This window comes from Microbispora sp. H10830 (genome assembly GCF_014161375.1).
GTDB classification, from domain to species: domain Bacteria; phylum Actinomycetota; class Actinomycetes; order Streptosporangiales; family Streptosporangiaceae; genus Microbispora; species Microbispora catharanthi.
On sequence record NZ_JABBWX010000003.1, the window covers coordinates 180,151 to 191,967 of the forward strand.

The 11,817-nt window shown below is 70.4% G+C and carries 11 protein-coding genes; 9 read left to right on the plus strand and 2 right to left on the minus strand.

What is annotated here, in order from left to right; all coding sequences use genetic code 11:
- The first annotated feature begins 46 nt into the window (after positions 1-46).
- Positions 47-1,060 carry a tryptophan--tRNA ligase gene (trpS, locus tag HHX35_RS10130; protein ID WP_182898597.1) on the plus strand — a complete coding sequence of 338 codons (1,014 nt, stop codon included), beginning with the start codon at positions 47-49 and terminating at the stop codon, positions 1,058-1,060.
- Positions 1,061-1,141: 81 nt separating this feature from the next.
- Positions 1,142-2,104 (plus strand): YihY/virulence factor BrkB family protein, encoded by a 963-nt coding sequence (locus tag HHX35_RS10135; protein ID WP_259404949.1) that lies wholly within the window; start codon positions 1,142-1,144, stop codon positions 2,102-2,104.
- Between the two features lie 10 nt (positions 2,105-2,114).
- Here HHX35_RS10135 and HHX35_RS10140 read toward each other — a convergent pair whose 3' ends face one another.
- A complete protein-coding gene (locus HHX35_RS10140) occupies positions 2,115-2,720 on the minus strand; it encodes a TetR/AcrR family transcriptional regulator (protein WP_182898598.1) in 606 nt (201 codons plus the stop codon).
- A gap of 117 nt (positions 2,721-2,837) precedes the next feature.
- On the opposite strand from HHX35_RS10140, the gene HHX35_RS10145 reads away from it, so the two are divergent.
- Positions 2,838-3,698: an SDR family oxidoreductase gene (locus HHX35_RS10145; protein ID WP_182898599.1), complete on the plus strand. Its 861-nt coding sequence runs from the start codon at positions 2,838-2,840 to the stop codon at positions 3,696-3,698.
- On the opposite strand, the gene HHX35_RS10150 is transcribed toward HHX35_RS10145, so the two are convergent.
- Positions 3,695-4,954, minus strand: a complete 1,260-nt coding sequence (locus HHX35_RS10150; protein ID WP_182898600.1) for a D-alanyl-D-alanine carboxypeptidase family protein — start codon at positions 4,952-4,954, stop codon at positions 3,695-3,697. The genes HHX35_RS10145 and HHX35_RS10150 overlap by 4 nt on opposite strands.
- A gap of 94 nt (positions 4,955-5,048) precedes the next feature.
- On the opposite strand from HHX35_RS10150, the gene HHX35_RS10155 reads away from it, so the two are divergent.
- From HHX35_RS10155 to HHX35_RS10180, 6 genes are all read left to right on the plus strand, one after another.
- Positions 5,049-5,249, plus strand: coding sequence for an SCO4848 family membrane protein (locus tag HHX35_RS10155; RefSeq protein WP_079316017.1), 201 nt, complete (start codon positions 5,049-5,051; stop codon positions 5,247-5,249).
- 66 nt (positions 5,250-5,315) lie between these two features.
- Positions 5,316-6,488: a glutamate--cysteine ligase gene (locus HHX35_RS10160; protein ID WP_139573522.1), complete on the plus strand. Its 1,173-nt coding sequence runs from the start codon at positions 5,316-5,318 to the stop codon at positions 6,486-6,488.
- A gap of 239 nt (positions 6,489-6,727) precedes the next feature.
- Positions 6,728-7,969: an amidohydrolase gene (locus HHX35_RS10165; RefSeq protein WP_182898601.1), complete on the plus strand. Its 1,242-nt coding sequence runs from the start codon at positions 6,728-6,730 to the stop codon at positions 7,967-7,969.
- Between the two features lie 44 nt (positions 7,970-8,013).
- Complete coding sequence (locus HHX35_RS10170; RefSeq protein ID WP_182898602.1) at positions 8,014-9,420, plus strand: serine/threonine-protein kinase; 1,407 nt, start codon at positions 8,014-8,016, stop codon at positions 9,418-9,420.
- A gap of 92 nt (positions 9,421-9,512) precedes the next feature.
- A complete protein-coding gene (locus HHX35_RS10175) occupies positions 9,513-10,553 on the plus strand; it encodes a BMP family protein (RefSeq protein ID WP_220505248.1) in 1,041 nt (346 codons plus the stop codon).
- 168 nt (positions 10,554-10,721) lie between these two features.
- The gene (locus HHX35_RS10180) at positions 10,722-11,789 is read left to right on the plus strand and encodes a BMP family protein (RefSeq protein ID WP_259404950.1); all 1,068 of its coding nucleotides are present in this window, start codon (positions 10,722-10,724) and stop codon (positions 11,787-11,789) included.
- Positions 11,790-11,817: the final 28 nt, after the last annotated feature.

Here is an 11,817-nt window from a genome sequence, read left to right on the forward strand (position 1 = left end):
GCCGCGTCTGTCGCGGGCAGCCCGCGACTGCTGACAGAATTGCCGTATGGCTCTTGCTCGCGTCCTGTCCGGTATCCAGCCCACCGCCGACTCGTTCCACCTGGGCAACTATCTCGGCGCGATCCGTCAGTACGTGGCACTGCAGGACACCCATGAGGCCTTCTTCTTCATCGCGGACCTGCACGCGCTGACCGTCGCGCCCAAGCCCGAGGAGCTGCGCCGGCGCACCAGGATCGCCGCCGCCCAGCTGTTCGGCGCGGGGCTCGATCCGGAGCGCGCCGCGGTCTTCGCGCAGAGCCATGTGCGCGAGCACAGCGAGCTCGCCTGGTATCTGATCTGCCAGACCGGCATGGGCGAGGCCGGGCGGATGACCCAGTTCAAGGACAAGTCCGCGCGGTACGGCGAGAGCTCGGCCAGTGTGGGCCTGTTCACCTACCCCATCCTCCAGGCGGCCGACATCCTGATCTACCAGGCCGACCAGGTGCCGGTGGGGGTGGACCAGAAGCAGCACCTGGAGCTCAGCCGCGACCTCGCGCAGCGCTTCAACAGCCGCTACGGCCAGACCTTCAAGGTGCCGAGCCCGTACATCCTCAAGGAGGTCGAGAAGATCACCGACCTCCAGGACCCGACCGCCAAGATGTCCAAGTCGTCGTCGAGCCCGCAGGGCATCCTCGACGTGCTGGAGGAGCCGAACGCCCTGCGCAAGAAGATCATGCGCGCGGTGACCGACACCGGCAGCGACGTCGTCGCCGACGAGGAGAACAAGCCGGGCGTCACCAACCTGCTGCGGATCCTGTCCGCGCTGACCGGCACGCCGATCCCCGAACTGGAGACGCGATTCGCCGGGCAGGGGTACGGCACCTTCAAGAAGGAGGTCGCCGAGGCCGTCATCGAGACGTTCTCCCCGATCCGGGAGCGTACGGAGAAGCTGCTGGCCGACGAGGCCGAGCTCGACCGGATGCTGGTCGCGGGCGCCGCACGGGCCCGCAAGGTGGCCCGCGAGACGATGGAGCAGGTCCGCGAGCGCCTCGGCCTGCTGCCCACGCCGCACTCCGAGTGAACCGCGTCTGAGACCGCGGCCCCCGCCCCGGGCCGCGGTCGCCGCGCGCATCGAGACGCCTTCTCCGGGTACAAAACGCCGATGGGGATGGCGATGGTCGACCGGGTCACGCGGCGCGTCGACGAAGTCAGGGCGTGGGGCCGGATGTGGATCGAGCGCGACCGGATCCGCTTTCCCTGGTTCGACCACCTCATCAGGACCGTCCAGCGCTACCAGGTGCAGTCGGGGGACCGGCTGGCGGGCGCCTTCACCTACTTCGCGTTCCTGTCGTTCTTCCCGCTGATCGCGCTGGCGTTCGCCCTGTTCGGGTACGTCGTGACGATCCGCCCGGACGCGCTCGCCACGCTCACCGAGGCGATCAACAGCCAGCTTCCCGGGCTCGCCGGGCAGCTCCACATCGACCAGCTCGCCGGGGCCCGGGCCCGGGCAGGGCTGATCGGCCTGCTCGGCCTGGTGTACGCCGGGCTGGGCGCGATGGACGCCCTGCGCGGGGCCCTGCGTACCGTCTGGATGACCTGCGAGCCGCCGCTCAACTACTTCGTCGGCAAGCTCCGCGACCTCGTCGCGCTCGTGCTGATGGGCCTCGCCATGCTGGTCTCGGTGATCGCGAGCGGATTCGCCACCGGGGCCACGAGCACGGTCGCCGGATGGCTCGGCCTGGGCTCCTCGCCGCTGGCCGGCGTCGGGGTCTGGCTCGCCGGGATCGCCGCGAGCCTCGTCGCCGACCTGCTGCTCTTCCTGGTCATCCTCGGCTGGCTGGCCAAGCCGTCCCAGCCGTTCCTCGTCGTGCTCAAGGGCGCGCTGCTGGGCGCGGTCGGCTTCGGCGTGCTGAAGCAGCTCGCGGCGCTGATCCTGTCCAGCACCCTGCGCAACCCGGTGTACGGCACGTTCGCTGTGGTCGTGGGGCTGCTGCTGTGGATCAACCTGTCGGCCCGGGTGATCCTCTACGCCGCCGCGTGGACGGCGACGGCCACGCTGGGCCCGCCGCCCGAGCCCACCCCGCTTCCGTCGCCCGCGATCACGCCCACCACCGGCCCCGCCTGACCGCCCGCCTTCAACGCGGGCGCAACCCGTTGAGCGCGGTCTCCACGACGGTGTCGGCGTACTCGGGGGTGAGCGGGCCGCTGCGCTGGAGCCACCGGTTGAGCAGAGGCCCCCACAGCATCTCGATCGCGACGTCCAGGTCCAGGCCGCCGGACAGCTGCCCGGCCCGCTGCGCGCTGCGCAGCCGCTGCTTCTTCAGCTCCTTCATCGGTCCGTCGAGCCGTTCCGCGTACGCCGCGGCGAGCGCGGGGTCGTGCAGAATCTCCGTGTTGAGCGCGCGCATCGGCTCGTCGTACCGCGGGTCGTTCAGCTCGGCGACCGTGGCGCGCAGGACCGATTTGAGGTCGGCGTCCAGGTTGCCGGTGTCGGGCAGAGCGGGCGAGTCGCCCGTTCCCTCGGAGAGCATGAGGAACGCGTCGAAGAGCACCGCTCCCTTGGAGGGCCACCAGCGGTAGATGGTCTGCTTGCCGACCCCGGCCCGGGCGGCGATCCCTTCGATGCTCAGCTTCGCGTAGCCGACCTCGCCGACGAGTTCGAACGCCGCGGTGAGGATGGCCCGGCGTGAGGCCTCGCTGCGGCGCCTGGTGCCGGGAGCCGTCCCGTGCTGTGCCGTCATGCCGCAGAACCTACCAAAAACGAGACGAGACGATCCGTATTGACAGGGTTCGGCTCTGGACGCCACGATTGCTTCCACGAGACGAGACGTCTCGTTCTAGAGCTGAATGGAGCCGCGATGCGTACGACGACCGCCGATTCGGGACGGGTCTGGTTCATCACCGGTGCGGGGCGGGGTCTCGGCCGGGCGTTCACTGAGGCAGCGCTCGACAACGGCGACCGGGTGGTCGCCGCGACCAGGACCGTCGCGCGGCTGGAGGGCCTGGCCGCCGAACACGAGGACAGGCTGCTCGTGCTCTCCCTGGACGTCACCGACCGTGCGGCGGTCTTCGCCGCGGTCGCTCGGGCGACCGAGCGCTTCGGCCGGCTCGACGTCGTGGTGAACAACGCGGGGATCATGTCCATGGGGATGATCGAGGAGTTCACCGAGGCCGAGGCCCGGGCCCAGATGGAGACCAACTTCTTCGGCGCGCTGTGGGTCAGTCAGGCCGTCCTGCCCTGCCTGCGCGCCCAGGGATCCGGGCACATCGTGCAGATCTCCAGCATCGGAGCGCTCGGCGGCTTCCCCACCACGGGGCTGTACAGCGCGAGCAAGTTCGCCCTGGAGGGCATGAGCGAGGCCCTGGCGATGGAGGCCGCGCGGTTCGGGGTCACGCTCACCATCGTCGAGCCCGGCGGCTACTGGACCGATCTGTACACCAGCATGACCGCGACCACGCCGATGCCCGACTACGCACCCCTGCGGGCGGAACTGGAGAAGCAGTGGGCGGAGGGGTCGGTGGACAGCGATCCCCGGCTGGCCGCCGAGGCCGTGCTGAAGGTCGTCGGCGGCGACGAGCCGCCGCTGCGGCTGCTGCTTGGCGGTACGGCCTACGACCTGGCCTTCGACGTCTCACGCCGGCGGATGGAGACCTGGGCCCGCTGGGAGGCGGTCAGCCGGGCCGCCGAGCACGCCATCCCGGCCCCGCCTGCTCGCTAGCCGTCGGCGTCGCCGGGTGTCCTCCGGCGCCGGCGCAGGCCGTACGCGCCGAGGGCGAGGACCACGAGGGCGCCGCCGCCGATCAGCAGGGGGGTGGTCGCGCCCGCACCCTTCGAGGCGGGGTCCTCTCCGCGCGCCTTGGCCGCACCCGCGTCGGCCGCGCCCGGCGTCGTGGAGGGCCGTACGGCCAGGGGAGAGGAGGAGGGCTTGGGGTCGGGGGCCGGGGTGACCAACTGGCCCACAGGGGCCGCCTTGCCCCTCGCGGCGAAGCCCCAGTCGAGCAGCTTGGAGACCTCCTCCCAGAAACCGCCGGGGTGATGCATGATCACGACGAGGATCGTGTGGCCGTCACGCCGGGCCGCGCCCACGAAGCTGCCCAGGGCCTTGGACGTCCAGCCGTTCTTGACGCCGAGCATGCCCTTGTAGCTTCCCAGGAGCCGGTTGTGGTTGGCCATCTCGTAGTAGGCGGGCGCGGGGGACTCACTGGCCTCGGAGTCGTCGCGGTGCTTCTTCTTCTTTTTCTTCTTCAGGTAGTCCTTGGGCGCGGGGAACTTGGCGACCTTCGTGCTGATGTATTCGCGGAAGTCCGGGATCGCCAGCCCGGCCCGCGCGATCAGGGCGAGATCGTAGGCCGAGCTGCGCTGGCCCGGGGCGTCCAGGCCGTTCGGCGTCTTGGCCACCGTGTCGTACGCCTGGAGTTTGCGCGCCTCCGCGTTCATGTCGGCGAGCGTCTTCTTCAGGCCGCCGTTCGCCTCGGCGAGCGCGACCGCGGCGTCGTTGGCGGACACCATGAGGAGCGCCCGCATGAGGTCGTCGATCGTGTAGATCGGCTCGGGGACGATGCCGACGGCGCTGCCCTCCACGTTGCACGCCTCGTCGCTCGGCTTGACCTTGCGGTTCTTGTCGAGCTTGGGGATCAGCGTCACGGCAGTCAGCGTCTTGAGCGTGCTCGCGGGCAGGTAGTGCCCGTGCGGGTCCTTGGCCGCGAGCACCGCGCCGGTGTCGGCGTCGGCCACGACGTACGCGCTGGCCTCGGTCTTGGGCGGGGGTTTGATCCCGGCCGGCCGGATGATCCCGTGGCCGGCGAGCAGATCCCCGCCTACGGTTCCGTTCCCGGTCACCGCCGTGCCGGTCTCCCGCGGCGTCAGGTCCGGCACGGCCCGCGCGCCCGCGGCGGGAGGGGCGCCGAGCAGCGCCGTCGTCAGCACTCCCGCCGTCGTCACGGTCGCGGCGAGAGCCCGCAGGTTCGTCCCCATAGGTCACTCAGCCTAGCCTTGACTGCCTTCGCATGAAGCGACATATGCCCCAAACGCCACAAGGCCACGCAGGTGGCCGCCCGATACTGTCAGCATGACGAGACGTGTATCGATCTTTCTCGTGGCACTCGCCGCTTTCATGATCTTCGAATGGATCAACCTCGGCTTCAACCTCGCCGACGGGCACGAGACGTCCTTCTACGTCGTCCACGGCGTACTCATCGCGGTGAACATCCTCCTGGCACTGGCGCTCGGGGCGGTCGGCGTGCGGGGATGGATGAAGGGTAGGGCCTGAGCCTGGAACGACCTTGTCCGCTGTGACCTGAGGGTCCACAGGGACCGAACGTGATGGAGGCAAGCTTTGGCGATCGACTTCAATCCCTCGCGTGGCGCGACCCTCGGCGTGGAGTGGGAGCTTCAGCTCGTCGACCGGCATACGCGTCATCTCCGCCAGGACGCCAAGGAGGTGCTCGCCGCGGTTCCCGACCTCAGTGAGGGGCAGCGGCCCAAGGCCATGCACGAGCTCATGCAGTCGCAGGTCGAGATCGTCACCGACGTCTGCCACACGGTGGCCGAGGCGGTGCAGGACCTGAAGAAGAGCATCGGACGGCTGACCGAGGCCGTCGAACCGCGCGGCATCGGGCTCGCCTGCACGGGGACCCACGCGATCAGCGACTGGCGTGACGCGGTGTACGCGCCGAGCCAGCGCTACGTGGAGCTGGTCGAGGACCTGCAGTGGCTCGCCTGGCGGATCCAGACGTTCGGCGTGCACGTCCACGTGGGCGTCAAGGAGCGGGACAAGGTCATTCCGATCGTCAACGCCCTCGCGGCGTACCTGCCGCACTTCCTCGCGCTCACCTCCTCCAGCCCCTACTGGGGCGGGCAGGACACCGGGCTGGCGTCGAGCCGGGCCATCGTCTTCGGCTCGCTGCCCACGGCCGGGCCGCCGCACCTGCTGGCCGACTGGGCCGAGTTCGAGGAGTACATGGACACGCTGCTGCGGGCGGGCACGATCCGCAGCATCAAGGAGGTGTGGTGGGACATCCGGCCGCATCCCGACTTCGGCACGATCGAGGTCCGGATGTTCGACGGCATCCCGACGCCGCGCGAGGTGGGCATGGTGGCCGCGCTGTCCCAGTGCCTCGTGCAGCAGTTCGACCAGCAGATCGACCGGGGGTACAAGCTGCCGCATCCGGCGGCCTGGGTGGTGCGCGACAACAAGTGGCGCGCCACGCGCTATGGCCTCGACGCGGACGTCATCACCGACGACCATGGCTCCACGGCGCCGATGCGCGACGTATTGTATGAACTTCAGCGTGAACTCGAACCCGTCGCCGAGCGGCTCGGCTGTGCCGACGAACTGGCGGTCGTGACCGAGGTGCTGGAGCAGGGGAGCTCATCCGAGCGCCAGCGGGCGATCCTCGCCGACGGAGGGACCCTCCAGGACGTGGTCGACGCCACGGTCATCGAGCTCGCCGAGGACAGGTTCGTCACCTCGAACCCCAACCGTGAGATCGGACAATCGGGCGCCTGACGGGGTAGGCCTGATATGTCCGGCAACAGTGCCTCAGTTCTGACAACGTGCGGAGGCCGGTGTAAATACTGGGCAATCCGCCGTATCGGAGGGTCGCGGCATGGAAGGATTGTGAATGAAGGGTCGGTGGAGGCGAGACGCGCCCGCTCGACCCTTTTGGACTTTTTCGTGACTTTTCATGATCATATGGACGATCCGGTGATCCGTGGCGGGACGGCTCACCGGAGAAGGGAAGACCCGTGGCCACCTCATCGAAGCTCGCAACGCCGGACGCGGCCGTGCCGGGAAGCAACGACCTGGCCGGACAGCTGGCGGAATTCCTTCGCGGGCACAACGATGAGCTGATCGAGTTCCGGCGCGACGTACACGCACACCCGGAGATCGCCTTCAGCGAGCATCGCACGACCGAGAAGATCGCTGAGCGGCTGACGGACGCCGGGCTGACCCCGCACCCGCTGTCGCGCGGCACCGGCCTGTGGGTGGACCTCGGCCGGGACGAGGGCCCCACGGTCGCCCTGCGCGCCGACATCGACGCGCTGCCGATGGAGGACGAGAAGGACGTCCCCTACCGCTCCACGAACCCGAACGCGTGCCACGCCTGCGGCCACGACGTGCACACGGCGATCGTCGTCGGCGCGGGGCTGTTCCTGGCGTCGCAGGCCGACGCGGGAGCGCTCCCCGGCCGGGTGCGGCTGATCTTCCAGCCCGCCGAGGAGGTCGCGGGCGGCGCGCTCGAGGTCATGCGCGACGGCGGCCTCAACGAGGTCGACCGCATCTTCGCGGTGCACTGCGATCCGCGCCTCGACGTCGGTCACGTCGGCCTGCGGACCGGCCCGATCACCGGATCCTGCGACAGCCTGCGCATCCGCGTCGCGGGCCCGGGCGGGCACACCGCCCGGCCGCACCTGACCGTCGACCTCGTCTACGCGCTCAGCAAGATCGTCACCGAGTTGCCGGCCGCGCTGTCGCGCCGCGTGGACCCGCGCTCCAGCCTCAGCCTCGTGTGGGGCCAGATCGCCGCGGGCTCCGTGGCCAACGCCATTCCGGACGTCGGGGTCGCCCAGGGCACGGTCAGGTCGCTCGACGAGGATGCCTGGCACCAGGCTCCCGACCTGGTCAAGGCCCTGCTCGACTCGGTGGCCGGCGCGTACGGCGTGGACGCCGAGATCGACTACCGGCGCGGCACGCCGCCGACGGTGAACGAGGCAACCAGCATCCAGATGCTGCACGACGCGGTCACCCAGATCATCGGCGAGGGGGCGGCCGTGCCCACGCCGCAGAGCCTCGGCGGCGAGGACTTCTCCTGGTACCTCGAGTCGGTGCCCGGCGCCCTCGCCCGGCTGGGCACCCGGCCGGCGGGGGCCGTCGACGAGGTCGACATCCACCGGCCGCAGTTCGACGTGGACGAGCGGGCGATCGGGATCGGCGTCAAGGTCCTCGCCGCCACCGCGCTGACCGCGCTGTGGGGCGGCGCCCGCTGAACCGCGTTCACCGAACCGGCCGAACCCGCTGAGCGTACGCCGCCGTGCCCGACGTCTCCCCCCTGCGCCCCGAGGATCCCCACCGCCTCGGGAACTACCGCCTCGACGGCCGCCTGGGCGTGGGCGGCCAGGGGGTCGTGTTCCGTGGCGCCGGCGCGTCGGGCGGGCCGGTGGCCGTGAAGCTCCTGCACGCGCGGATCGACGACGCCTCCGCCCGGCGCGCCTTCGCCCGTGAGATCGAGGCGGTGCGCCGGGTCGCACCCTTCTGCACCGCCCAGGTCCTCGACGCCGACCTCGACGGCGACCGGCCGTACATCGTGAGCGAGTACGTCGACGGCCCGTCGCTGCGCGAGCACGTGACGGCGGCGGGCCCGCGGACGGGCGGCGACCTCGACCGGGTCGCCGTGGGGACGGCCACCGCGCTCGCCGCGATCCACCGGGCAGGGGTCGTCCACCGCGACTTCAAGCCGGGCAACGTGCTCCTCGGCTCGGACGGGCTGCGGGTCGTCGACTTCGGCATCTCCCGGCTCGCCGACGCCACCGCGACGACCGGGAACCCGGTCGGCACCCCGGCGTACATCGCGCCGGAGCAGCTCGAAGGACGACCGGCCGGGCCGGCGGCGGACGTGTTCTGCTGGGCGCTCACGCTCGTCTACGCGGCGAGCGGGCGGCATGCCTACACCGGAGACACGTACGCGGCCGTCATGGCCCGCATCCTGTACGGCACGCCGGACCTCGGGCCGCTCACCGGTCTGCTGAAAGACCTCGTCGTGGCGTGCCTGGCCGCGGAGCCGGCCGATCGGCCGGACGCCGGCCAGGTGCTGAGCGCCCTGCTCGACCGATCCCCGGGACGGCCGGGTCCGGCGGCGCAGGGTCTGCCCGCGCAGGACCTGACCGCACAGGACCTGACCGCACAGGGTCCGACCACGCTGGATCCCAGCGCTTCCGGATCCGCAGCGGGGCCACGGCGTGAGCCGGAGGACACGCTGCCCGGGGGGTGGACCGACGCCGACCGGGCCGACGCCGAGCCGACCGAACCAGAGCGCCGTCGCGGGCGAGCGCGCGTGGTCGCGCTGGTCGTCTCGCTCGCCGTCCTCGTCGCGGTGGGCGTCGCGTGGGTGCTGACGGCCCGCGAACCCGGGCGCCTGGACGGGACGTGGACGGGTGCCGCCCGCTATCCCTCGGCCGGCCGTGTCTTCCCGGTCGAAATCCGCCTGGCGCCCCCGGCGCGGATGAGGTGGGGCGCCGACCTGCACTGCTCCGGCCGTCTCACCCCCGCGAGCGGGCCGGGTGATGTGCTCGTGCTGACCCTCGACCAGGTGAAGGGCGACGCCTGTTATCCCGGAAGCGTCTCGATCACATGGCGGGGTGAGAGCGCGGCCGACTTCGAGGTGACACGCGCGGGGGAACAGGACGCCCGATACTCGGGATCACTTACCCGCACGAATTAACTCAAATGGGATAAATCTGTCAGAGCCCTTTGTGTGGTGCGTTCTCTGGCGCGCACAACGGGTATCGCGGACGGTGGTACCACCATTCCGGGTTGGAGGTCCGATTGCGGGCGTTCCGGGCGGCGATGGCGGGCGCCGTCGCCGTCGCCGTGACCGCCGCCGCGGGATGCGGCGGCCGGGTGGAGACGGCGTCCTCGCAGACCGGCTCGCTGCGAGTCGGGCTCGTGTACGACATCGGCGGACGGGGCGACAAGTCGTACAACGACGCCGCGGCCGCCGGAGTCGACGAGGCCAAGCGCAACCTGACCGGCCTGCGGGTGCGGGAGGTCGAGGCCGCGCCGGGCGAGCCCGTCGTCCGGAAGGTGGAGCGGGTGCGGGCGCTCGCCGAGGCCGGCTACGACCCGATCATCGCCGTCGGCTACTCGTACGCGCCGGCGCTGGCGCGGATCGCCCCGAAGTTCCCCAGAACGCGGTTCGCGATCGTGGACGAGCCGACGGTGTCCGGTCCCAACATCACGAATTTGCTGTTCGCCTCGGAGCAGGGCTCGTTCCTGATCGGCGCGGCGGCGGCGATGAAGTCCCGCACCGGCGACGTCGGCCTCGTCGGGGGCAACCGGTCGCCGCTGGTCACGAAGTTCGAGGTCGGCTACGTCCAGGGCGTGAAGCACGTGAACCCGCGGGCACGGATCAGGATCGCCTACCTCGCGGGCCCGCACGACCTATCCGGCTTCGAGCAGCCGGACAAGGCGCAGAAGGCCGCGGGGTGCATGTACCGGGCCGGTGCCGACGTGGTCTACCAGGTGGCCGGGGCCTCGGGGGCCGGGGTGTTCCGCGCGGCGAAGAAGGCCGGCGCGTGGGCCATCGGCGTCGACTACGACCAGGCCAAGAGCGCCGACCCGGCCGTGCGCCACGTGATCCTGACTTCGATGATCAAAAGGATCGACGTCGCGGTCTACGACTACCTCGCCGACGTCGCCGACCACACCGTCCGGAGCGGCCGGGTGGTGTACGACCTGAAGCTCGGCGGCGTCGACTACAGCCTCACCGGCGGCCACATCACCGACATCCAGCCGCGCCTGGAGCAGCTCAAGCAGGAGATCATCCACGGCAGGGTCAAGGTTTCCCCAGGCTGACACCGTGGTCACGGTGTGGACTGGGCTCAATAACGGACATGTTGCGGACTGGTGTGCGGGTTTGGTCTATGCAGGTCAAACAACTATCTTCCGTGCAGGGTTGCCGTGCGTTCCTGCGTGCGTGCGACGAGAGTCAGACGGGCGGGGAACGGAAGGGGAGTCACGACCTTGCTCCACAATCGAGTTAGCAGACTGGCCGCCGCCACCGCGGGCGGCGCCTTGCTCATGGCCGCCGCCGCGTGTGGGGGTAGCGACGGCACCACCACGACCGGAGCTTCGGCCGACGCGTCCTCCGCGCCCGCCGCCGCGCAGGTCAAGGTCGGCCTGGCGTACGACATCGGTGGCCGCGGCGACGGTTCCTTCAACGACGCGGCCGCGGCCGGCCTGGACAAGGCCGAGTCGGAGCTCAAGGTCCAGAAGAAGGAGCTGGAGGCCACCCAGGGCGAGACCGACGCCCAGAAGGAGGAGCGGCTGCGCCTGCTCGCCTCCGGGGGTTACAACCCGGTCATCGCGGTGGGCTTCGCCTACTCCGGCTCCGTGGCGAAGGTCGCCAAGGAGTTCCCCGACGTCAAGTTCGCCATCGTGGACGACGACGCGGCCAAGGGCGACAACATCACGAACCTGATGTTCGCCGAGGAGCAGGGGTCGTTCCTCGTCGGGGTCGCGGCGGCGCTGAAGTCCGAGAAGGGCGACGTCGGCTTCGTGGGCGGCGTCGACGTGCCGCTGATCCACAAGTTCGAGGCGGGCTTCAAGGCCGGCGCGAAGGCCGTCAAGCCGGACATCAAGATCCAGAGCAAGTACCTCACCCAGCCCCCGGACTTCGGCGGCTTCGGTGACCCGGCCAAGGGCAAGACGGCCGCGCAGGGCATGTACGACGCCGGCGCGGACGTGGTCTACCAGGCGGCCGGCGGTTCGGGCGCGGGCGTCTTCGAGGCGGCCAAGGCCGCGAACGCGATGGCGATCGGCGTCGACTCCGACCAGGCGGCGCTCCCGGCGTACGCCGACTTCAAGGACGTGATCATTTCCTCGATGATCAAGAAGGTCGACGTTGCGGTCTTCGACTTCCTGAAGAACTACACGACCGGCGCGGTCAAGTCGGGCCCGTCGGTCTACGACCTCAAGGCGGGCGGCGTGGACTACTCCACGACCGGCGGCAAGATCGACGACATCAAGTCGAAGATCGACGAGTACAAGCAGAAGATCATCAGCGGCGAGATCACGGTCCCGACGTCCTGACCTGCGTAATCGAGGGGCCCGGAGCCAC

Excerpts from the sequence above, each read along its gene's own strand:
- trpS (WP_182898597.1), top strand. The coding sequence starts at position 47 with ATGGCTCTTGCTCGCGTCCTGTCCGGTATCCAGCCCACCGCCGACTCG.
- HHX35_RS10135 (WP_259404949.1), top strand. The coding sequence starts at position 1,142 with ATGGGGATGGCGATGGTCGACCGGGTCACGCGGCGCGTCGACGAAGTC.
- HHX35_RS10140 (WP_182898598.1), bottom strand. The coding sequence starts at position 2,720 with ATGACGGCACAGCACGGGACGGCTCCCGGCACCAGGCGCCGCAGCGAG.
- HHX35_RS10145 (WP_182898599.1), top strand. The coding sequence starts at position 2,838 with ATGCGTACGACGACCGCCGATTCGGGACGGGTCTGGTTCATCACCGGT.
- HHX35_RS10150 (WP_182898600.1), bottom strand. The coding sequence starts at position 4,954 with ATGGGGACGAACCTGCGGGCTCTCGCCGCGACCGTGACGACGGCGGGA.
- HHX35_RS10155 (WP_079316017.1), top strand. The coding sequence starts at position 5,049 with ATGACGAGACGTGTATCGATCTTTCTCGTGGCACTCGCCGCTTTCATG.